The organism is Actinomadura nitritigenes (assembly GCF_017573545.1).
Classification (GTDB): Bacteria; Actinomycetota; Actinomycetes; order Streptosporangiales; family Streptosporangiaceae; genus Spirillospora; species Spirillospora nitritigenes.
Genome location: NZ_JAGEOK010000005.1, coordinates 167,045 through 187,709, shown reverse-complemented (window position 1 = coordinate 187,709; position 20,665 = coordinate 167,045). Strand labels below are relative to the sequence as shown.

Sequence of the window (20,665 nt, the reverse complement as noted above, 5' to 3'; positions counted from 1 at the left end):
GGAGCCCGCATGTCCGAGATCCGTCCGTACCGGGTCGCGATCCCCGAACCCGAGGTCGACGACCTGCGCCGCCGGCTGCGTGCCACCCGGTGGGCGCCCGACCCGCCCGGCACCGGCTGGTCGCGCGGCGTCCCCACCGCCTACCTGCGGAGCCTCGCCGGGTACTGGGCCGACGGGTACGACTGGCGGCGGCACGAGGCGGAGCTGAACGCCCACCCGCAGTTCGTCACCGAGATCGACGGGACCCGCGTGCACTTCATGCACGAGCGTTCCGCGAACCCCGGCGCCGTCCCGCTGGTGCTGCTCCATGGGTGGCCGGGGTCGGTCGCCGACTTCCCCGCCCTGATCGGCGCCCTCCGGGACGACTTCCACCTGGTGGCGCCGTCCCTGCCCGGTTTCGGGTTCTCCGGCCCGCCGCCGGGGCCGGGATGGACCGACGGCCGGACCGCCAAGGCGCTGAACGCGCTGATGAGCCGGCTCGGATACGCCGAGTACGGGGTGCACGGGGGCGACGTCGGCGCGTTCGTGGCCCCGCTGATGGGCCGGGACGCCCCGGACCGCGTCCGCGGCGTCCACGTCAACGCGCTCGTCACGGTGCCCGGCGGCGACGAGGACATCGACGCGCTGGACGGCGCGGACCGCGAGAGGTTCGAGGCGCTCCAGCGGTGGCAGCGGAACGAGGGCGCCTACCTGCGCGTCCAGGGCACCAGCCCGCAGACGCTCGCGCACGCCCACCACGACTCGCCCGCCGGGCTGCTCGCCTGGTTCGCCGAGCGGTACCGCGACCTGACCGGGACCGCCGACCTGCCGGACGACGCCGTCGGCAGGGACGCCGTCCTGACCGACGTCAGCGTCTACTGGTTCACCGGCACGGCGGGCTCGGCGGCGCACAGCTACTACGAGCGCTTCCACGACGAGGCGCGGTGGGAGCACGACGGCCGCTCCCCGGTGCCCACGGCCGTGGCCGTCTTCCCCACCGACCACGCCATCCGCCCGTTCGCGGAGCGCGCGAACACGATCGTCCGGTGGACGGAGTTCGAGCGGGGCGGCCACTTCCCCGCGCTGGAGTCCCCGGACCTGCTGGCCGCCGACCTCCGGGCGTTCTTCCTCGACCAGATCTTCGGGAGACCACGATGACCGAGCCGCACCTGCAACGGCTGGCCGACGGCGTGCACGCCTACGTGCAGCCGGACGGCGGATGGTGCCTGAACAACGCCGGCGTCATCGCGTCCGGCGGCACCACGATCGTGGTGGACACCGCCGCGACCATGAAACGCGCGCTGGCCCTGAGGGACGCGGTGCGCGAGGTCGCGCCCGCGCCGCCGCGCCTCGTCGTGAACACCCACTTCCACGGCGACCACACGTTCGGCAACTGCGTCTTCACGCCGGAGGCCGTCGTGGTGGCGCACGAGGGGACGCGCGAGGAGGCGATCCTCGCGGACCTGCACCTCAGCGGCCTCTGGCCGGACGTCGAGTGGGGCGACATCCGGCTCGAACCGCCGGCGCTCACCTACGAGCGGCGGATGACGCTGCACGCCGGCGGCCTGCGCGCCGAGCTGTTCCGGCTCGGCCCCGCGCACACTCGCGACGACACCGCCGTCTGGCTGCCGGACCAGCGGATCCTGTTCGCCGGAGACCTCGTCATGTCCGGCGTCACGCCGTTCTGCATGATGGGCTCGGTCGAGGGCTCCCTCCGCGCCGTCGGGCGGCTGCGCGAGCTGGACCCGGCCGTCATCGTCCCCGGGCACGGCCCCGTCGGCGGGCCCGAGCTGCTGGACGAGGCGGAGCGCTACCTGCGGTGGGTGCGCGACGAGGCCCGGCAGGGGCTCGCCGAAGGTCTGCACCCTCTGGAGATCGCGCGCCGCGCCGAGCCGGACGGGCGGCTCCTCGACCCCGAGCGCCTCGTCCCCAACCTGCGGCGCGCCTGCGCCGAGGAGCGCGGCGCCCCGCCCGGCGAGCGCATGGACGTCGCGGCGATGTTCGGCGAAATGATCACCTACCACGGCGGGCCGCTGCCCTGCCGGGCCTGATCCGGAGGAGACCGTGCGCAAGATCCTGATCGCGAACCGGGGCGAGATCGCGGTCCGCGTCGTGCGGGCGTGCCGCGACGCCGGGCTGGCCTGCGTCGCCGTGTACGCCGACCCCGACGTGGACGCGCCGCACGCGCGGATGGCCGACGAGGCGTACGCGCTCGGCGGCGCCGCCCCCGCGGAGACCTACCTGGACATCGGCAAGCTGCTCAAGGCGGCGGCGGACGCCGGCGCCGACGCGGTGCACCCCGGCTACGGGTTCCTCTCCGAGAGCGCCGAGTTCGCCCAGGCGGTCATCGACGAGGGCCTGGTGTGGATCGGCCCGCCCCCGTCCGCCATCGAGCTGCTCGGCGACAAGGTGCGGGCCCGCCGCGTCGCCCGCGAGCAGGGCGCCCCGCTGGCCCCCGGCACCGCGGAGCCGGTGTCCGGCGCCGACGAGGCCGTGGCGTTCGGACGCGAGCACGGCCTGCCCGTGGCGATCAAGGCCGCGTTCGGCGGCGGGGGCCGGGGCCTCAAGGTGGCCCGCTCCCTCGACGAGATCCCCGAGCGGTTCGAGTCGGCCGTCCGGGAGGCCGAGGCGGCGTTCGGGCGCGGCGAATGCTTCGTCGAGCGCTACCTCGACCGTCCCCGGCACGTCGAGACGCAATGCCTGGCGGACCGGCACGGCGAGGTCGTCGTGGTGTCCACCCGCGACTGCACCCTGCAACGCCGCCACCAGAAACTCGTGGAGGAGGCCCCTGCGCCCTTCCTCACCGGCGACCAGCGGCGGACGCTGTACGAGGCGTCCCGGAAGATCCTGCGGGCCGCCGGGTACGTGGGCGCGGGCACCTGCGAGTTCCTCGTCGCGGCCGACGGCACGGTGTCGTTTCTCGAGGTCAACACCCGGCTGCAGGTCGAGCACCCGGTCACCGAGGAGGTGACCGGCATCGACCTGGTCAGGGAGATGTTCCGCATCGCCGACGGCGAACCGCTCGGCTACGGCGACCCCGAACCGCGCGGCCACGCGATCGAGTTCCGGATCAACGCCGAGGACCCGGGCCGCGGCTTCATGCCCGCGACCGGGACGCTCGCGACGTGGCGTCCTCCCTCCGGCCCGGGCGTGCGCATGGACGGCGGCTACGCCGAGGGCCAGGAGGTCCCGGGCCAGTTCGACTCCATGCTCGGCAAGCTCGTCGTCACCGGCGCCACCCGAGACATCGCCCTGCAGCGGGCCCGCCGCGCCCTGGCGGAGTTCGAGGTCGCCGGGGTCCCGACCGTCCTGCCGTTCCACCGCGCGGTCGTCGAGGAGAGGGCCTTCACCGGCGAGCCCTTCGATGTCCACACGGCCTGGATCGAGTCCGGTGGCGCCCCCTCGATCCCGGCTCAACCGGACCCCTCGACCGACCCCGGCCCGTCCGGCCGCAGGGCCGTCACCGTCGAGGTGGACGGCAGGCGCGTCGAGGTCGTCCTGCACTCGTCCACCGGATCTTCCGAAGCCTCCGCTCCGGCGCCGTCCCGGCCCAGGCCGCGCAGGGCCAAGACCAAGGAGGACGACGGCGACGCCCTGATCTGCCCTCTCCAGGCCACCGTGGTGAAGGTCCTCGCCGAAGAGGGCGACGCGGTCGCCGCCGGCGACACCGTCGTCGTGGTCGAGGCGATGAAGATGGAGCAGCCCCTCACCGCCCACAAATCGGGCACCGTCTCCGCCCTCGACGCCCTGCCCGGCCGCCCGGTGGCCACCGGTACCCGGATCTGCCTGATCACCTGATCCGGCTCCCTCGGCATCGCTCCTGCTCATGGACCCGCCGGGCCGGGGTAGTGGGGGAGCATGGGGGACACGACAGGGGGAGACGCCGGGCTCGATGTGGGCGCGGTGGCGCGCCGGCTGGGGGTGGAGGTCTCCACCCTGCACACCTGGGATCGGCGGTACGGCGTGGGGCCGACGGGCCGCGGCGGCGCCGGGCACCGCCGCTACACACCGGCCGACCTCGACCGGCTCGAGACGATGCGGCGGCTGGTCGGCGCCGGGACGCAGCCGGCCGAGGCCGCGGTGGCCGCCCTGGACACGCCGCCCGAAGAGCCGGCGGCGCCGCACGTGCACGGCGCCGGCGACGACCGCATCCCTCTCGACGCGCCGGCCGCCGAGCATGACCCGTCACGTGCCGCGCAGGTGGGGGACCTGGCGCGCGCGGCGATGGCGATGGACGAACCTGCGATGACCGAGGCGGTGCGGTCGGCCCTGCGGCAGGACGGCGTCGCGGCGGCGTGGGACCAGGTGCTGGTGCCGGTGCTGGTGGGAATCGGACGCAAGCACGCGGCCACCGGCCGGTACGTCGAGGTGGAGCATCTGCTGTCGGCGGTGGTGTCGCGCTGCCTGGTGGCGGTGACGCCGCCCGGCGCCGATTTCCCGGGCCGGCGGGGTCGCGGTCCCGTGATGCTGGCGTGCGCTCCGGAGGAGCAGCACAGCCTGCCGCTCCTCGCGCTGGCCGCCGCGCTGTCGGAGGCAGGTGCGGCGAGGCTCATGCTGGGGGCGCGGGTACCGCCTTCGGCGCTGTCCGCCGCGATCGCGCGGGCCGGGTCGCACTCGGTGTTCGTCTGGTCGCAGACCCCCGAGACCGGTGACCCGTCCTGGCTCGGCGACCTGCCCGCGACGCGTCCCCCGCTGCGGATCGTGGTCGGCGGGCCCGGCTGGGACCTCGACCGGCTCCCGCCCGGCGCGGCCTTCGCGGTGTCGGTGTCCGCGGCGCTCGACGCGCTGGGCGTGGAGCCCCGGCGCTGACGGGCACCGCCCTCGCTCTTACATTCATTCGGAATGTATGTAAGTCTTCGGGCATGCGAACCGTGAACCTCTCAGCAGGGCCCATCGCCTACCGCGACCTCGGCGACGGGCCGCCGGTCGTCTTCGTGCACGGCCTGCTCGTCAACGGCGAGATCTGGCGGCACGAGACGGGGCCGCTGGTGGACGCCGGCCACCGGTGCCTGGTGCCGACCTGGCCGCTCGGCGCCCACGCCCAGCCCATGCACCCCGACGCCGACCTCACCCCCGCCGGCCTCGCCGGGCTCCTCGAGGAGTTCCTCGAGGCCCTCGATCTGAAGGACGTCACGCTCGTCGGGAACGACACCGGGGGAGCGCTCGTCCAGATCCTCATGACCCGGCGCCCCGAGCGGGTCGCCCGGATCGTGCTGGCCTCCTGCGACGTGCTGGACCGCTTCCCCCCGCCCCCCTTCGGGTTCCTGGCGCCCATGTCCCGGCTGCCGGGCTCGCTGTGGCTCACCGCCCAGCTGTTCCGGATCCGCCCGCTGCTGCGCCTGCCGATCGCCCTCGGCTGGGTCGCGAAGCGCCCGATCCCGCGCGAGGTCGCCGACTCCTACCTGGCCCCGATCCAGACCAGCCGCGCCGTCCGGCGCGACCTCGGCAAGCTCCTGCGCGGCTTCGACAAGCGCCACACCCTGGCCGCCTTCGAGGCCAACGGTGACTACGACCGGCCCGTCCTCCTGCTCTGGGCGAAGGAGGAGCGGCTGTTCCCGCTGCCGCTCGCCGAACGCCTCGCCGCGAGGCTCCCCGACGCGCGCCTCGACCTGGTCGAGGACTCCTACACCTTCATCTCCGAGGACCGGCCCGGCCTGCTCGCCGGCAAGGTCAAGGAGTTCGCCATAATGACGCGGTGAGACGTACCCAGGAGGACCGCACGCGCGCCACCCGCGCGGCCCTCGTCGCCGCCGCCAGGGAGTTGTTCGCCGAGCACGGCTACGCCGCCGTCTCCGCCGAGCAGATCGTGGCGGCAGCGGGGGTGACCAGGGGCGCCCTCCAGCACCACTTCGGCGACAAGAAGGCCCTGTTCGCCGTGGTCCTCGACCAGATGGAGGTCGAGCTCTCCGAGCGCATCTTCGTCGCCACCGACGACCCCTGGGAGCTGCTCACCGGCGGTCTCGCCCGGTTCCTCGACGCCTGCGAGGAACCGGAACTGGTCCAGATCGCGCTCCGCGACGCCCCGGCGGTCCTCGGCTGGCAGGCGTGGCGCGAGATCGAGGCCCGCCACAACCTCTCCCTCATCGAGGCCGGCCTCGCCCTGGCCATGGACGCCGGCGTCATCCGGCGCCAGCCCGTCCGCACCCTGGCCCACCTGCTCCTCAGCTCGTGCATCGAGGCGGCCCTCCTGATCGCCGCGGGCCACCCCCGGGCCGAGACCGAGCAGACCCTGCTGGCCCTCCTCGACGGCATCCGCGCACCGGACGCGCCCGCCCGCTGATCGCGCGCCCGCGCCGCCCGCGCCGCGGCCGTCCGGTCTACCCGGGGTCGCGGTCCCTCCTGGTCCCGGCCTGCTGCCATGGCCAGCGGCCTTCCAGTTCGACCTCCAGCGAGAAGCTCAGGAACGTCCGGACGCCGACGATCGCGGCGAGGACCGCGACGCTGCCGAGCGTCGGCGAGACGGCGACGGTGCGGATGATGTCGCCGGCGACCAGCACCTCCAGCCCCAGCAGGATCGCCCGCCCGAGATCCTGCCGGTAGAGCCGGTAGAGACCCGGGAAAGGGGCGCGGCGCAGCCGGAGCCGACGCGCGAAGACCACGGTGGCGGTGACCGCGCCGCACACGATGAGCGCGACGCCGGCCAGGTCGACGGCCCGGCCGACGTTCTCGACGATCTCGTCCGCGTTCACGGCCGGACCAGCGGCCGGGCCGAGTAGGGCCCCGGCCTCTCGGCTCCCCGATTCATGGCGTCCCCCGCTTGCGAGCTCGCACGGCTCGGCGTTGGACTCATACACCAACTTCGCGGGACGTAACCGTCGGCGATGACCGGGACCGCCGCCGCGTCCGCCTGGTGGAGAGCCGGCCCGCTCCCCACCAGGCGGGCGACGTCAGAGGATGCCGCGGGCGGAGAACGCCGACTGCGCGGCCTGGGCGGCCTGGGGCCCGTACAGGCGCTGCGCCGCCGCGACCGTGGCCTGCGCGGCCGCCTTGAACGAGGTGTCGGGCGAGAACGCGAACTGCGCCTCGACGATCAGGGTGTCGGCCTTCGTGCTGCCGAGGGCCTGCCGGATGTCCCACAGCGCCCGCGACCAGATCTCGCCGTCGGCATGGACCTCGCCGACGACGTCCTCGGGGTAGTGCTTGGTGCCGTCGAGCCTCCGCAGGCAGTGCGTGGGACCGGAGGTGTAGGCCACCGAGTCCCAGTCGGCCACGCATGCCTCGGGGGTCTTGGTGGGGGTGCCGGTCGCCCAGCTGGTGACCGCCACCGCCAGGTAGTCGCCGAACGCCTCGCCGATCGCGCCCGACTCGGCGTTGGTGCCGAACCCGGGGACCTGCCCGTCCTGCACGGAGTGGCCGTACTCGTGGATGATCACCTCGGCGTCCTCGGCGTCGTCCACGCCGCCCTTGCCGAGCGTGATGTTCGCCTTGTTCCCCTTGAAGAAGGAGTTGTCGCCGCCGTACTGGTCGATCCGCAGCTCGATCTGGCGCTGGTTGACCGGCCGCAGCGCGGACCCGAAGCCGAGGTGCTGCAGGTAGTGCTGCGCGGTCGTCACCCAGTAGTAGCCCATCACCTGCTCGAACTGGTCGACGTCGCGGTGGTAGGCGGGCAGGGCGCCGCCGGTGATCCGGGCCGCCTTGCCGGTCTCGCTCTTGACCGCTACGTACCGTCCGGTCAGCGAGCCCGACCCGTCGAGGTCGGTGAGCGTGACGTTCCGGTAGGCGGGTGCCAGAGCGGCGTAGTCGGCGTCCTTGGCGTCGGTGAGCGACTCGTCACCGAGCTGCTGGACGGGGTTGGGGAAGAAGACGGTCCCCGTGGCGGTACCGCCCGAGTCCGCGGCGGAGACGGCGGACAGCGATCCCACCAGGGGAAACGCCATGACGGCCGCCACTGCGAAACGTTGTGTCCTGCGCATGTGCGGACGCTAAGGTCCGCTCCCCCGGCGGGACAGGTCCAATCCGCGTCGGATTCCAAGTCTGTCTGTCCCTGCCCACCGGCACCGCCGAAGCCTGGCGATCTTTGTCCTGGAAAGTCGGCGGGATTCCTGGTGGGGCGGGGGTGGCCGGTCGGCGGGCGGGCGTTGACTGTAAAGACTCTTGACAGTAATGGCGCCGTCGGGAACCGTGAATGGCGTAGCCACCTCTCCCTGAAGCGCGCGTGTCACGGCAACGGCGAACCGGCCCCCACCCCGCAGGAGGGTTTCCGTTGGTCACCCGCAGATCGTTCCTCGCCGCGGCCGGAACGGCCGCACTCGCCGTCCCGTTCGGACGCGGCCTGCTCGGCGGGCCCGCGTCCGCGGCCCCCTCGACGTGCGGGCTCACGCTCGCCAACCACGGCTCCGCTCCCGTGAACGCCTACATCACCGGCCGCGAGCAGGGCACCGGCCGGCTGATGCTGCTCCGCGCCGACAGCACGCCGTACTATCCTCCGTCGCCCTCGGCGCCGGTGACCCCATTGCCCGTGGACTGCTCGATCCCGGTCGGCGCCGGCCGCGCGGCGGACCTCACGCTCGGGCAGATGTACGGCGCCCGCATCTACTTCGTGAAGAACGACAGGCTCGACTTCTACGTCAACCCGGGGCCCGCGCTCGTCGAACCGGCGTTCGCCGACCCGTCCGACTCCAACTACCTGAAGACCTGGTCGTTCTGCGAGTTCACGTTCGATCCCGCGCAGCTGTTCGCGAACATCTCCTATGTCGACCTGCTCACCGCGCTGCCGATCGGCCTCGACCTCGCCGGCGACTCCGCGCACACGGTCGCGCCCGCGCCCGCCGGAGCGGCCACCGCGGTCGCGGACGCCCTCGTCGCGCAGAAGGACGCGGACGGGCGGCCCTGGGACCGGCTCGTCATCCGCAACGGCGACGGCGTCCTGCGGGTGATCGCGCCGCAGGGCCACATGGCGAACGACCCCGGCGCGTTCTCCTCGTACTGGGACGGCCACGTGGGCCGGGTGTGGGACACGTACGCCGGCACCGACCTCAGGGTGGACCTCCAGGGCGGGCGCGGGGTCTTCACCGGGCGCGTCACCGGCGGCGTGCTCACGTTCGACGACGGCAGCACGTTCGCGCGCCCGGCGTCCAAGGACATCTTCACCTGCAACGACGGGCCGTTCGCCAACGACCCGGGTGCCTCCGACATCAAGAAGGGCCTGCTCGCGCGCATCGCCGCGGCGTTCAACCGCAGCACGCTTCTGAGCAGCGCCGACCAGCCGAACGGCACTCTCGAATCGGACTACTACAAGGACCCGATCACCAACCACTGGGCGCGGATCCTGCACGCCCACACCCCGATCGGGTACGCCTTCCCGTACGACGACGTCTGTCCCGACGGGCAGCCGGACGTCTCCGGCGCCGCGAGCGACGGCAACCCGCACCGCCTGACCGTCACCGTCGGCTAGGAGCACCGCCCCTGAGCATCGCCCAGTCCGGCGACCAGGTTCCGGGCGCGTCGTGGTCGGCCGCTGTGGCGGCGAGGAAGGCGCGCAGGGTGGCCAGCGCCGGGTGGGCGTTGTCGCGGTGCCAGAGGAGCGAGTGCGGGTAGACGGGCATGGGGTCGGTCACCGGGATGCGGCGCAGGCCGTGGTCGGCGGGCCAGACGAGGCGGGTCCGTCCGCCCATGAAGGTGGCCAGGGCCGGAGTGTCGGCGACCGTGTCGAGGAGCGCGTCGGAGCCGAAGTTCGGGCCGGTCGCCTCGATGGTGAGGCCGAACTCGGCGACGAGGTCGTCGTAGTAGGCGGCCCACTCGGTTCCGGGGACGATGCCGGGCATCCAGATCCGGTGCCCGGCGAGCCCGGCGAGGGGCACCGACCGGGCGGACGCCAGCGCGTGAGCCGGGCCGGTCAGGAGCTGGAGCGGCTCGTCGAGCACCCGGGCGGACGCGATGTCCGGGGGAAGGGGCCGGCCGGGCGCGCCGACGGCGCGGAAGGACGCGTCGATCGCGCCGGACCGGACGGCGGAGAGGGCCGTCTCGATCTCGAACAGCATCACCACGTCGAGCTCGATCTCGGGGTGCGCGCGGTGGAAGGCGCGCATCAGGCCCGAGGCCGCGCTGCGCGAGGCGATGATGTCGACGCGCAGCGGGCGGCGGGCGGTGTGCACGGACGCGACGGCCCGGTCGGCGGCGCGCAGCAGCTCCCGCGCGTGGGGGAGGAACGCCTGTCCGTCGATGGTGAGCTTGGCGCCGCGCGCGGTGCGGGTGAACAACCGGACGTCGAGTGCGCGCTCCAGCGAGGCGATGCGCTTGGAGACGGCCTGCTGGGTGACCGCGAGCTCGGCGGCGGCCTCCTGGAACTGCCCCGCGTCGGCGGCGGCGACGAAGGTCCGGACGGTGTCGAGATCCATCCGGCCACCCTATGAGCACAACCATCGGTTGTAGGTAGGGGGTGAGTCCGGTGTATCCCGGGACCGGCGTGACCGCCTCGCCCGCCCAACGAGGCAAGGATGCTAGCATCCTGTCAAATTAGTAAGCGAGGGAGCGGCATGGTGAACGCCGATGTGCGGAAGGCCGTCAGAGGACGGGTCCTGGAGCCCGGTGACGACGGCTTCGACGCGGCGCGCAGGGCCTGGAACCGGACGGTCGACCAGCCGGTGGCGGCCGTGGTGGCGGCCGAGGACGCCGAGGACGTGGCCGCTCTGGTCCGCTACGCGCGGCGGTCCGGACTGGCGGTGACCGCGCAGGCCGGCGGCCATGACGCCTCGGGTGACGTCGAAGGGGTGATCCTCCTGCGCACCGGACGCCTGGACGGCGTGCGGGTCCGGGCGGAGGAGCGGCTGGCCCGGGTGGGAGCCGGAGTGAACTGGGGACGGGTGCTGTCGGCGGCCGGCCCCCGCGGCCTCACGGGCCTGGCCGGCAGCTCGCCGGTGGTGAACGTGGCCGGGTACACCCTGGGCGGGGGCCTGTCCTGGTTCGGCCGCCGGTACGGCTGGGCCGCCGACAGCGTGCGCGCTTTCGACGCCGTCGACGCGGACGGGGAACGGACGAGGGTGACCGCCGAGTCCGACCCGGAGCTGTTCTGGGGGCTGAAGGGCGGCGGCGGTGACTTCGCGCTGGTGACCTCGCTGGAGTTCGATCTGCATCCGGCGCCGTCGGTGTACGGCGGACGGGTGGTCTGGCCGGGCACGCGCGCCGCCGAGGTGTTCGAGACCTTCCAGACGATCACCCGGGACGCCCCGCCCGAGCTGACCGTGTGGTTCGGCCGGTTCGCCTTCCCCGGGGCCCCGCCGATGGCGGCACTGGACCTCACCTACCTCGGCGACCCGCGCGAGGGCGCGGCACTGGTGCGCGGCATCGACGGCATCGACGGCGCGATCAGCGACGACCGCGGGCTCGTGGCGGTGGCCGGCCTCGGCGGGATCGCCGCCGAGCCGACCGCCCCGGCCGCGTCACTGCCCCGGGCGGAGCTCCTGACCGGCCTGGACGAGGGGCTGGCCACGGAGCCGATCGAACCGCTGATCTCCATCCAGATCCGGCACCTGTCGGGCGCGCTGGCCGGTCCGGGCGGCGGCGCGAGCGGAACACTGGACGAGCCTTACCTCCTCCAGATGGTCGGCACCGGACCCGATCCGGACCTCGCCCGCGCCGTCCGCGAGAAGCAGGCCCGGTTCGTCGAGCGGTTCGAGGCCGTCATCGCCGGACGCAAGCCGTACACGCTGCTGACCCCCGAGGAGACCGCGGCCGACGCCTTCCCCGGACCGGTCCTCGCCCGGTTGCGCGAGCTGAAGCGCTCCCGCGACCCGCAGGGCGTCTTCCGCGCCAACCACTCCGTCCACAGGTAGGCGGACCCGAGGTCACCACGGGACGTCGACCAGGATCTTGCCGACGACCGTGCCGCTCTCCAACGCCCGGTGCGCGTCGGCGGTGCGGTCGAGCGGGAAGCGGACCAGCGGCAGGCCGTGCTCCTCGCCGACCGGAAGGGCGCCGGCGCGGACCGCGGCGGCGACGTCCTCGGCGGCCGCGGCGCGCACCTCCGGACCGGCCGTGTAGAGCACCAGGAACTGGAAGCGCGTGTTCAGCACCATGTTCCGTACGACGTCCAGTTCCACCGGCCTGCCGCCGTCGTTGGCATAGGTCGAGATCGTGCCCCGCGTCCGGAGCACGGCCAGGTCCAGTGCGAGGTTCGCGCCGAGCGCGACCTCGGCGACGATGTCGACGCCGTCCGGGGCGATCTCGCGGATCGCGGCCGCGGGGTCGCCCTCGCGGTAGTTGACCACGTGGTGAGCGCCGGCGGCGGTGGCCAGCCGGGCCTTCTCCGGGCCGCTGACCGTGCCGATCACGGTGGCGCCGGCCCATCGGGCGAGCTGGATCACCGCGTGCCCGACCGCCCCGGCGCCGCCGGCGGCGAGCACCACCCTGCCGTCGAGCGCGCCGGGCCGCAGCCGGCGCGGCCCGTCCTCGGCGACGGTGAGCGCGCGGTGCGCGGTGAGAGCCGGGACGCCGAGCGAGGCACCCACCTCGAAGCCCGCCTCGTCCGGCAGCGGCACGGCCTGCTCGGCGGGCACGACGGTGAATTCGGCGGCGGTGCCGGTGGGGCGCCCGGCGGCGGCCAGGAACAGCCAGACCCGCTGGCCGGTCCGGCCCGGATCGACGCCCTCGCCGACGGCGTCGATCACGCCGGCGCCGTCCAGGTGCGGAGTGACCTCGGGAAATCCGAGGGGGCCGCCGGAGCGGGCCTGCCGGTCGGCCGGGTTGACCCCGGAGACGGCGATCCGGACGCGGACCTCGCCGGGGCCGGGTGCGGGCAGGTCGCGGTCGACGAGCCGGAGGACGCCGGGACCGCCGCTGTCGCGGTGAACGATCGCCCTCATGCCCGCTCCTGCCCGATCCGGACGTCGTTGGAGCGGGACTCGACGGCGTCGAGGGCGGCGCGGGCGTCGTCGTCGAACGTGATCTCGCCGACCGCCATGTTGGCCTCCAGATGGGCGGGGTCGGCGGTGCCGGGTATGAGCAGGACGTTCGGGGCGCGGTGCAGCAGCCAGGCGAGACCGACCTGGGACGGCGTGACGCCGAGCGACTCGGCCACGGCGTGGACGGCCGGCTCCTCGGTGACCTTCGGCAGGCCGGGGAAGGCCCCGCCGAGCGGGAAGAACGGCACCCAGGCGATGCCCTCCGCCGCGCACAGCCGCAGCATGTCCTCGTCGTCGCGGGAGACGAGGCTGTAGGCGTTCTGCACGCAGGCGATCCCGGCGGGCAGGGCGCGGCGCAGGCCGTCGAGGGTGACGCTGCTCAGCCCGATCGCGCCGATCTTGCCCTCGTCGCGCAGGGCGGTCATCACCGCGAGCTGGTCGTCGAGGTCGACCACCTGGTCGCCCTCGGGACGCAGGGACCGGTGTCGAGGCGGCGGAGGTTGACGACGGGCAATCGGTCGACGCCGAGGCCGCGCAGGTTGTCCTCGACGCTGGCCCGCAGCTGCTCGGGCCGCTGGGCGGTCCGCAGCGGCAGCCGTCCGCCGGGGTCGGGATCGGCGCCGACCTTGGTGACGACCAGGACCTCGTCGTCGGGGCGCAGGGCTTCACGGATCACCGCGTTGGCGAAGCCGAAGCCGTAGAACGTGGCGGTGTCCACATGGTCCACGCCCAGCTCGATCGCGCGGCGCAGGAGCGCGGCGGCCTCGCCGGGGCGGTCGTGCAGGCGGTCGAGCTGGGCCGCGCCGTACCCGATCCGGGACACGGTACGGCCGGCGAACGCGGCGGTGAGGGCGTTGATGGGAGGTCTCCTCGATCGGTGGTCGCGCACCACGCCTCGGCAGGGCCGGCGAGGCCGCCCTGGACGGCCGTGGTGACGCGCTGGCGGCCTCACGGTACAAGTTTTGGATGACAGATTTCAATTTTTGTCAGCCAGACACCCGCACGAAGCTGACATAGTCTGATTGCCGTCAGCGCGATGAGGAGGACGGGTGCGCGGGGAGCCGCTCGACGCGGAGACGATCGTGTCCGCCACCGAAGAGGTGCTGCGCCGCCACGGTCCGGAGAAGACCACGGTGCTCGACGTCGCGCGGCTGCTGGGAGTGAGCCACGGGAGCGTGTACCGGCATTTCCCGTCCAAGGCGGCTCTGCGCGAGGCCGTGATCCGGCGCTGGCTCGACCGGGTGCGCGAGGACTTCGCCGCCGCGGCCCGGAGTCGCGAGTCGTCGCCCCCCGACCGGTTGCGCGGCCTGCTCACCTCGATGTTCGCCGCGAAGTGGGCCAAGGCGAAGGAGGACCCGGAGCTGTTCGCCACGTTCCGGGTGCTGGCGGCGGAGCACAGCAGCGTGTCCTCCGGCCATGTCGCGTTCCTGATCGCCCAGATCAGCGCCATCGTCGTCGACGGCATCGCCGGCGGCGACTTCGCGGCAGGTGAGCCGGAGGTGATCGCACGGGCCGTCCTCAACGCGACCAGCCGCTTCCACGATCCGATGCACGCCGCGGAGTGGTGTTCCCCGGAGGTCGAGGCGGAGTCCGAGGCGGTCGTCTCGCTCATCCTCGACGGCATCCGCGCGCGGTGAGAACGCCCCGCCCACGTGGCCGTGGTGGCCGGAGGCGTCTCGCCCGCCGGTGAGGCCGGGGGTCAGTGCGGGGCGAACGTGCCGTAAGTGCCCTGGTGGAACAGCAGCGGCGTCTCACCGTCGCCTTCCTGCAGGTGCAGGACGCGGCCGACGACGATGTGGTGGTCGCCGGCGTCGTGGAGCTGCTCGGTGACGCAGTCGATCCAGGCGACGGCGCCGTTGATGACCGGGTTGCCGGCGGGGGACGGCCGCCACTCGATGTCGTGGAACTTGTCCGTCTTGCGCACGGCCACGGCGCGGCAGACGTCCTCCTGGCCGGCCGACAGCACGTTCACGCAGAACCGTTCGCCGGACTCGCGCAGCGCGCGCCATGAGCCGGAGTTCCGGTCCGGCAGGAAGGCCACCAGCGGGGGGTCGAGCGAGACGGACGTGAACGAGCCGACCGTCATGCCGATGGCGGCACCGGACCGGTCGAGGGCGGTCACCACGACGACGCCGGTGGGGTAGTGGCCGAGCACGTGGCGGAAGCGGGCGGGGTCGACGGCCGGAGCGCCGGTCTGGTGGGCGGTGAGGGGCATGGCGGGAACTCCTCCCTGTAGCGATCGCTACAGAGATTGCCATGCGGAACCCCGGCGTGACAACCGTCCGTCCCCATCAGGGCGCCGTCCGGCCGTCCCACCGGGGCCGCGCTCAGGCCCGTCCGGCGTCCGCGACCGCCTGCTCGACGACGGCCACGATGATCGTGATGAAGTCGTCCGCGTCCGCGGACCCGTCGATCTGGTGGGCCAGGAAGAGCCCGTCGGTCGAGGCCATCACGATGCGGGCCAGGTCCATCGCCAGCTCGGGCCGGCGGGCCCGCAGCCCGGTGCTGAAATACGAGGTGAACCAGGCCGCGATGCTGCTGGCCACCGCGTCGCGGGCGGCCAGGAAGTACTGGCGCGCCTCCGCCTCGACCTCGCGGGACTCCAGCAGCAGCATGTGCCCGATGCGCAGGAAGTCCGGCGCGCCGGGCAGGCCGCGCGTCGAGCGCGACAGGATGTCCCGGAGCCCCTCCGCCAGCGTCCGCCCGTCGCGCGGATCGCGCTCCCAGCGCGGCTCGGCGGCGATCCACTGCTCGAAGCTGTGCCGGACGACCTCGGCGAGCAGGTGGTCCTTGTCCCGGAAGAACCAGTAGACGGAGCTGGCCGGCAGGCCGGACCGCTTGGTGACCTTCGAGATCGTGGTGCCCTCGTAGCCGTTCTCGGCGGCGATCTCGGCGGCCGCCGTGAGGATGCGGACGCGGGACATCTCCCGGTCGTCGCCGGGCCGGGGGGAGGCGGACGGCACGGTGCTCACGCCGCCTCGCCGAGCCAGGCGCCGGCCTGCGCGTAGACGCCGTCGGCGATGAGGTCGACCAGGCGTTCCAGGTCCCAGCCGCGGTCGGAGCGGACGCCGAGGTACAGCCCGTCCATGACGGCGAGGTGGAAGCGGGCCATCCGGTCGGCGACCTCCCGCCGGCGCTCCGGGTCGCCGGACGCGAGCACCTGCTCCCACCAGGTCCGGATGGCGTCGCGGGTCTCGGTGCGGACCTCGATGTAGCGGCGCCGCGCGGCCAGCTCCTTCGGCCGGTTCGCCAGCCCGAGCATGAGGCCGAGCCGCCAGAACTCCGGCCGGTCGACGATGGCCCGCGAGGCCCGCTGCAGCCGGTCGCGGACCTCCTCGGCGGGGTCGCCGGTCTCGACCCGCTCCTGCCAGGTCGGCGCGGTCTCCCGCCAGCGCCGGTAGCTGAACTCCAGGGTCTCGGCGAGCAGCTGGTCCTTGTTGCGGAAGTGCCAGTAGACGGAGCTGGGCGGCAGCCCGGTGGCCTCCGTCACCAGGGCGATGGAGGTGCCGTCGTAGCCGCGCTCGGCGGCGATGGCGAGGGTCGCCTCGAGGATCCGCAGCCTCGACTCCTCGCCTTGCTGATGGCGCCGTGCCGTCTTCCGCATCTGCACTTGCTCCTCTGGACCTCGGAGAACTCCGCCCCGGCAGGGGGTTGTGTCGACCATCACATCATGGGTACGGTCACACCGCGTCCCTGTAGTGATCACTCCAGTCCGTGTAGCGATCAATACGGATCCATTGTGGCGCGTATGGCTTCCTGGCGGCGCCACCGGCGCTGGCCGGCGAAACGGAGAACACCCATGCCCACCCCTCGCAGCGATCGCCGCCGGCGGCTGATCGCCCCCCTCATGGCGGCGCTGGCGGCGACCGCGAGCCTGACCGCCTGCGGCTCCGGCGACACCGGCGTCAGCGCCGCGGACGCCAGGACCCAGGCCGCCGACCTCGTCAGGGTCCTGAAGCTCAAGGACGGCGCCGCGCTCGGCGGCGACGTCACCTTCGCGCTCGGCGCGGCCCTCACCCTCTCCGGCCCGTCCGCCGGGAACGGCCAGTCGATGCGCAACGCCATCGAGCTGGCGGTGAAGCAGATCAAGGCCGCCGGCGGGCCCACGATCAAGCCGAGCGTCAAGGACATCAAGGGCCCCGACCCCGTCGCCGCCAAGCAGGCCGCGTCCGAACTCGCGTCCGAGGGCGTCCCGGCCAAGATCGGCTCGATGGGCGACGGGCTCGGCGCCATGCTGGCCGACACCGACAAGAGCAGGATCCTCACCCTCGACGGCGTCGGCGGGGCCCAGGTCTTCACCCGCGGCACGAAGTACTTCTACGGCACCCGCGAGGTCGCGCCGTCCGACGCCGTCCCCGGCGCCCTGGAATGGTTCGAGCGCACCCACCCGCAGGGCCGGACGGTCGGCCTCGCCGGCGTGGACCTCGGCGCCGCGAACGCCGCCATCAAGGCCGACTTGACCAGGAAGTTCGCCGCCGCGGGCCTGACCTACAACGGCCTGTGGGAGACCGTCGCGCCGAGCTCCCAGGACTTCGCGAGCATGATCGCCAAGATCAGGAAGAACCCGCCGGACCTGCTCTGGGTCGCCTTCAGCGGCGCCTCGCCCGGCGCGTTCGCGGCCCAGGCCAAGGCCGCCGGCATCAAGAGCGAACTCCTCGGCATCGAGTTCACTCAGGAGGCCGTCCAGGCGTCCAAGGGCGTCCTCGACTCCGACGGCCTCAAGTTCGCGATGGACTACTTCGACCCGTCCGCCCCGCCGAACCCGCTGGCCAGGCTCTTCGCCGACGCCTACAAGAGGGCCTATGGGCAGCCGGCCGACTTCTACGCCGCCAACGCCTACGAGGAGACGCTGATGGTCTGGGACCTCATCCGCCGCGTCAAGGCGGCCGGCGGCGATCCCGGCGACGGCGCCCAGCTGAAGGCCGCGCTGGAGAAGGACCCGCGGTTCGCCTCCGTCTACGGCGGCGACACCGCCACGGTCGGCACCCTGAAGATCGACCTGAGGACCCACGGCGTCGCGAGCCGCCCCATGGGTGTCTTCGAGTACAAGGACGGCAAGGTCAAGGCGCTCGCCACCTACGACGTCGACGGCCGGGGCTTCCGCCTCGCGGACTGACCCGACTCGCCTCCCGGGGGACGGTCCGCAGCGGCCGTCCCCCGTCCCTCGATCCGGGAGGATCCATGCACGTCCTGCTGGACGGCGAACTCTGGCAGCTGACCGTCAACGGTCTCGTGCGGGGCGCCCTCTACGCCGCGCTCGGCGCCGGGCTGGCGCTCGTCATCGGGGTCACCGGCCGCTTCCACTTCGCCTACGCCCTGACCTACACCGTCGCCCCCTACGCCGCCTACTGGGTGATGGACGGCCTCGGCGCGCCGTTCTGGCCGTCGGCGCTCGCGGGCCTCGCGGCGGCGGTCGCCGTCAGCATGCTGCTGGAACTCGGCGTCTACGAGCCCGTCGCCCGCCGCGCCGCCGACCGCGCCATGCTCGCCGTGCTCGTGACCTCGATCGGCGTCAGCACCGCGGGCATCGCCCTGCTCCAGCTCGAGTTCGGCACGAGCAGCCTGCCGTTCTACGGACCGGACCAGGTGCAGCACCACCTCGGCGCGGCGCGGATCTCCAACTTCGACGTCGACCAGGCGGCCACCTGCCTCGTCCTCGTCCTCGCCCTCACCGCCTTCCTGGCGTTCACGCCGGTCGGCCGCTCGATCAAGGCCGTCCGCAGCAACCCGGGCCTCGCCGCCGTGCTGGGGATCAGGGTCCGCCGCGTCAACCTCGTCTGCTTCGCCATCGCCGGTCTCATCTCCGGCGCCTGCGCGCTCTGGTACGGGCTGCTCTACACGGTCCAGCCGACCATGGGCGACTCGACGGTCATCTACGGATTCGTGGTGGCCTTCCTTGCGGGCATCCGCTCGTCGCCGCTGCGCGCGCTGCCCGTCGGGATCGGGCTCGGCCTGCTGGAGCAGTGGGCGTCGAACCGGCTGCCGCTGCAGTGGACGCAGACCGCCGTCTTCATCGTCCTCACCGCCTACCTCGCGTTCCTGGCGGTGAAGGACCGCGTGCCCCGCCCGCGCCCCGCCCGTCCCGTGCCGCTGGAGAAGGTCTGACGCCATGTGGATCAATTATCTGGACCAGGCGCTGCTGCTCGCGGCCCTCGCCGTCAGCGTCAACCTCCTCGTCGGCTACGCCGGGCAGGTCTCCGTCGCGCACGCCGCCTTCGCGGGCGTCGGCGGCTACACCGCCTGCTTCCTCGCCGGCCTGCACGGCTGGCCCTACCTCGCCTCCCTCGCCGTCGCCGTGCTGGTCACCACCGTGCTCGGGGTGCTGATCGGGCTGATCGCGCTCGGGCTCGCCGAGGAGTTCCTCATCCTGATGACGCTGGCGTTCTCACTCGGGATCATCGGCGTCCTCGCCACCTTCGACGCCCTCGGCGGCGTCACGGGCATCACCGGCGTCGACGGCCTGCGGCTGTTCGGGAGGACGCTGGACACCCCGGCCGACTGGCTGATCCCGTCGGCGGTGGTGCTCGCCCTCGTCTTCGCCGTCTGCCGCCGCCTCGGCGAGTCGCCCTACGGGCAGGTGCTCAAGGGCATCCGCGAGGACGCCGTGGCGACCCGCGCGCTCGGCAAGAACACCTTCGGCTACAAGATCGGCATCTTCGCGATCACCAGCGGGCTGACCGGGCTGGTCGGCGGCCTCTACTCGGGCTGGCTCGGCCAGGCGACCCCGTCGGCGTACGGGTTCCCGCTCGCCATGGCGGTGTTCGCGATGGTCATCGTCGGCGGCAACGCCAACCTCGCCGGCTCGATCGCGGCCGGGGTCGTCCTCACGATGATCGAGCCGGTGCTGCGCCAGGTCCTCGCCGTTCAGAGCACCCAGGCCGCGCTGGTTCAGGTGGTGCTGTACGGCGTGCTGCTACTGCTCGTCATGCTCGTCCGGCCTCAGGGCCTGTTCCGCGAGCGCCCCAGGAAGATCGCCGTGCCCGCCGCACCCGAAGCGCCCGCCGCGCCTGCCTCGGGGCCGAGGGCGCGGACCTCGCCGCGTCCCAGGCCCGCCGACCGGACGCCCTACGCCGAGGCCGACATCGTGCTCCGCGCCGAGGGGCTCTCCAAGCGCTTCGGCGGCATCACCGCCGCCAAGAACATCGACCTCGAGCTGCGGCGCGGCACCGTCACGGCGCTCGTCGGCCCGAACGGCGCCGGCAAGACCACCGCGTTCGACCTGCTCACCGGCACCGTCGTCCCCGACACCGGCTCGGTGACCCTGAACGGCTCCGAGCTGGTCGGGATGCGCCCGGACCTGATCGTCCGCGCCGGGCTGGCGCGCACCTTCCAGGACGTCCGGCTGCTCAACCGGCTGACGTGCCTGGAGAACGTCATGCTCGCCGTCCCCGGCAACCCGGGGGAGCGGATCGGCCGGCTGTTCGCGCCCGGCCGCGGCGTCTCCCGCGCGGACCGGGAGGCCGCCGCGGAGGCGATGCGGTGGCTGGAGTTCGTCGGCATGGCGGGCCAGGCCGCGACACCGGCCGACGCGCTGTCCTACGGCCAGTCGAAGCTGGTCTCGCTCGCGCGGGCGCTGGCGACGCGGGCCGACGTCCTGCTGCTCGACGAACCGGCCTCCGGCGTCGACGCGGCCTGGGTGGAGACCATGCTCGCCATGGTCGCGGCGGTCCGCGACGAGGGCCGGACCGTCTGCCTGGTCGAGCACGACCTCGACGTCGTCCGCCGGCTCTCCGACCACACCTGCTTCATGGAACTCGGCGAGATCACCGCGTCCGGCACGCTCGACGAGCTGACCGGGTCCGCCCGCCTCGCCGAGGCGTACTTCGGCGCCCAGTGACGAGGAGGAC

The 20,665-nt window shown here is 73.4% G+C and carries 21 protein-coding genes; 12 read left to right on the top strand and 9 right to left on the bottom strand.

Annotated elements, in window-relative coordinates; genetic code table 11:
• Positions 1-9 precede the first annotated feature (9 nt).
• The 6 genes from J4557_RS09045 to J4557_RS09020 are packed head-to-tail and all read left to right on the top strand — an operon-like array spanning position 10 to position 6,259.
• A complete protein-coding gene (locus J4557_RS09045) occupies positions 10-1,137 on the top strand; it encodes an epoxide hydrolase family protein (protein WP_208265993.1) in 1,128 nt (375 codons plus the stop codon).
• The gene (locus J4557_RS09040) at positions 1,134-2,030 is read left to right on the top strand and encodes an MBL fold metallo-hydrolase (RefSeq protein ID WP_208265992.1); all 897 of its coding nucleotides are present in this window, start codon (positions 1,134-1,136) and stop codon (positions 2,028-2,030) included. The genes J4557_RS09045 and J4557_RS09040 overlap by 4 nt, the downstream gene beginning before the upstream one ends.
• A gap of 13 nt (positions 2,031-2,043) precedes the next feature.
• The gene (locus J4557_RS09035; RefSeq protein WP_208265991.1) at positions 2,044-3,777 is read left to right on the top strand and encodes an ATP-binding protein; all 1,734 of its coding nucleotides are present in this window, start codon (positions 2,044-2,046) and stop codon (positions 3,775-3,777) included.
• A 60-nt stretch (positions 3,778-3,837) separates the two neighbouring features.
• The gene (locus J4557_RS50795; protein ID WP_208265990.1) at positions 3,838-4,788 is read left to right on the top strand and encodes a MerR family transcriptional regulator; all 951 of its coding nucleotides are present in this window, start codon (positions 3,838-3,840) and stop codon (positions 4,786-4,788) included.
• A 53-nt stretch (positions 4,789-4,841) separates the two neighbouring features.
• Positions 4,842-5,678: an alpha/beta fold hydrolase gene (locus tag J4557_RS09025; protein WP_208265989.1), complete on the top strand. Its 837-nt coding sequence runs from the start codon at positions 4,842-4,844 to the stop codon at positions 5,676-5,678.
• Entirely contained in the window at positions 5,675-6,259 is a 585-nt protein-coding gene (locus tag J4557_RS09020) for a TetR/AcrR family transcriptional regulator (RefSeq protein WP_208265988.1), read from the top strand. The genes J4557_RS09025 and J4557_RS09020 overlap by 4 nt, the downstream gene beginning before the upstream one ends.
• Before the next feature lie 37 nt (positions 6,260-6,296).
• Here the strand turns inward: J4557_RS09020 and J4557_RS09015 are convergent, their stop codons facing one another.
• Together J4557_RS09015 and J4557_RS09010 are read right to left on the bottom strand one after the other, a co-directional pair.
• Positions 6,297-6,668 carry a DUF1622 domain-containing protein gene (locus J4557_RS09015; protein WP_208265987.1) on the bottom strand — a complete coding sequence of 124 codons (372 nt, stop codon included), beginning with the start codon at positions 6,666-6,668 and terminating at the stop codon, positions 6,297-6,299.
• Positions 6,669-6,866: 198 nt separating this feature from the next.
• On the bottom strand, positions 6,867-7,892 hold the full coding sequence (locus tag J4557_RS09010; protein ID WP_208265986.1) for a M4 family metallopeptidase: 1,026 nt from the start codon (positions 7,890-7,892) through the stop codon (positions 6,867-6,869).
• Positions 7,893-8,182: 290 nt separating this feature from the next.
• Between J4557_RS09010 and J4557_RS09005 the strand changes: the two genes are divergently transcribed.
• Positions 8,183-9,373, top strand: a complete 1,191-nt coding sequence (locus tag J4557_RS09005; protein ID WP_208265985.1) for a beta-1,3-glucanase family protein — start codon at positions 8,183-8,185, stop codon at positions 9,371-9,373.
• Here the strand turns inward: J4557_RS09005 and J4557_RS09000 are convergent.
• On the bottom strand, positions 9,360-10,316 hold the full coding sequence (locus J4557_RS09000; protein WP_208265984.1) for a LysR family transcriptional regulator: 957 nt from the start codon (positions 10,314-10,316) through the stop codon (positions 9,360-9,362). The two genes, J4557_RS09005 and J4557_RS09000, sit on opposite strands and share 14 nt — an antisense overlap.
• 138 nt (positions 10,317-10,454) lie before the next feature.
• Between J4557_RS09000 and J4557_RS08995 the strand changes: the two genes are divergently transcribed.
• Positions 10,455-11,750, top strand: a complete 1,296-nt coding sequence (locus J4557_RS08995) for an FAD-binding oxidoreductase (RefSeq protein WP_208265983.1) — start codon at positions 10,455-10,457, stop codon at positions 11,748-11,750.
• Between the two features lie 12 nt (positions 11,751-11,762).
• On the opposite strand, the gene J4557_RS08990 is transcribed toward J4557_RS08995, so the two are convergent.
• The 3 genes from J4557_RS08990 to J4557_RS50785 are packed head-to-tail and all read right to left on the bottom strand — an operon-like array spanning position 11,763 to position 13,707.
• Positions 11,763-12,779 (bottom strand): NADPH:quinone reductase, encoded by a 1,017-nt coding sequence (locus J4557_RS08990; RefSeq protein WP_208265982.1) that lies wholly within the window; start codon positions 12,777-12,779, stop codon positions 11,763-11,765.
• Positions 12,776-13,273 carry an aldo/keto reductase gene (locus J4557_RS50790; protein ID WP_307799562.1) on the bottom strand — a complete coding sequence of 166 codons (498 nt, stop codon included), beginning with the start codon at positions 13,271-13,273 and terminating at the stop codon, positions 12,776-12,778. Before J4557_RS50790 ends, J4557_RS08990 begins: the two co-directional genes overlap by 4 nt.
• Positions 13,243-13,707, bottom strand: a complete 465-nt coding sequence (locus J4557_RS50785; protein WP_307799561.1) for an aldo/keto reductase — start codon at positions 13,705-13,707, stop codon at positions 13,243-13,245. Before J4557_RS50785 ends, J4557_RS50790 begins: the two co-directional genes overlap by 31 nt.
• A gap of 160 nt (positions 13,708-13,867) precedes the next feature.
• Here J4557_RS50785 and J4557_RS51590 point away from each other — a divergent pair, with 160 nt between their 5' ends.
• The gene (locus J4557_RS51590; protein ID WP_208265981.1) at positions 13,868-14,455 is read left to right on the top strand and encodes a TetR/AcrR family transcriptional regulator; all 588 of its coding nucleotides are present in this window, start codon (positions 13,868-13,870) and stop codon (positions 14,453-14,455) included.
• 62 nt (positions 14,456-14,517) lie between these two features.
• On the opposite strand, the gene J4557_RS08975 is transcribed toward J4557_RS51590, so the two are convergent.
• The 3 genes from J4557_RS08975 to J4557_RS08965 all read right to left on the bottom strand — a co-directional run bounded on the left by J4557_RS08975 (position 14,518) and on the right by J4557_RS08965 (position 16,422).
• Positions 14,518-15,033: a flavin reductase family protein gene (locus J4557_RS08975; RefSeq protein ID WP_208265980.1), complete on the bottom strand. Its 516-nt coding sequence runs from the start codon at positions 15,031-15,033 to the stop codon at positions 14,518-14,520.
• A gap of 112 nt (positions 15,034-15,145) precedes the next feature.
• Positions 15,146-15,790, bottom strand: coding sequence for a TetR/AcrR family transcriptional regulator (locus J4557_RS08970; RefSeq protein WP_208265979.1), 645 nt, complete (start codon positions 15,788-15,790; stop codon positions 15,146-15,148).
• Positions 15,787-16,422, bottom strand: a complete 636-nt coding sequence (locus J4557_RS08965) for a TetR/AcrR family transcriptional regulator (RefSeq protein ID WP_208265978.1) — start codon at positions 16,420-16,422, stop codon at positions 15,787-15,789. Before J4557_RS08965 ends, J4557_RS08970 begins: the two co-directional genes overlap by 4 nt.
• 195 nt (positions 16,423-16,617) lie before the next feature.
• On the opposite strand from J4557_RS08965, the gene J4557_RS08960 reads away from it, so the two are divergent.
• The 3 genes from J4557_RS08960 to J4557_RS08950 all read left to right on the top strand — a co-directional run bounded on the left by J4557_RS08960 (position 16,618) and on the right by J4557_RS08950 (position 20,655).
• Entirely contained in the window at positions 16,618-17,934 is a 1,317-nt protein-coding gene (locus J4557_RS08960) for an ABC transporter substrate-binding protein (protein ID WP_208265977.1), read from the top strand.
• 65 nt (positions 17,935-17,999) lie between these two features.
• Positions 18,000-18,923, top strand: a complete 924-nt coding sequence (locus tag J4557_RS08955) for a branched-chain amino acid ABC transporter permease (protein ID WP_208265976.1) — start codon at positions 18,000-18,002, stop codon at positions 18,921-18,923.
• Between the two features lie 4 nt (positions 18,924-18,927).
• Positions 18,928-20,655, top strand: a complete 1,728-nt coding sequence (locus tag J4557_RS08950) for a branched-chain amino acid ABC transporter ATP-binding protein/permease (protein WP_208265975.1) — start codon at positions 18,928-18,930, stop codon at positions 20,653-20,655.
• Positions 20,656-20,665: the final 10 nt, after the last annotated feature.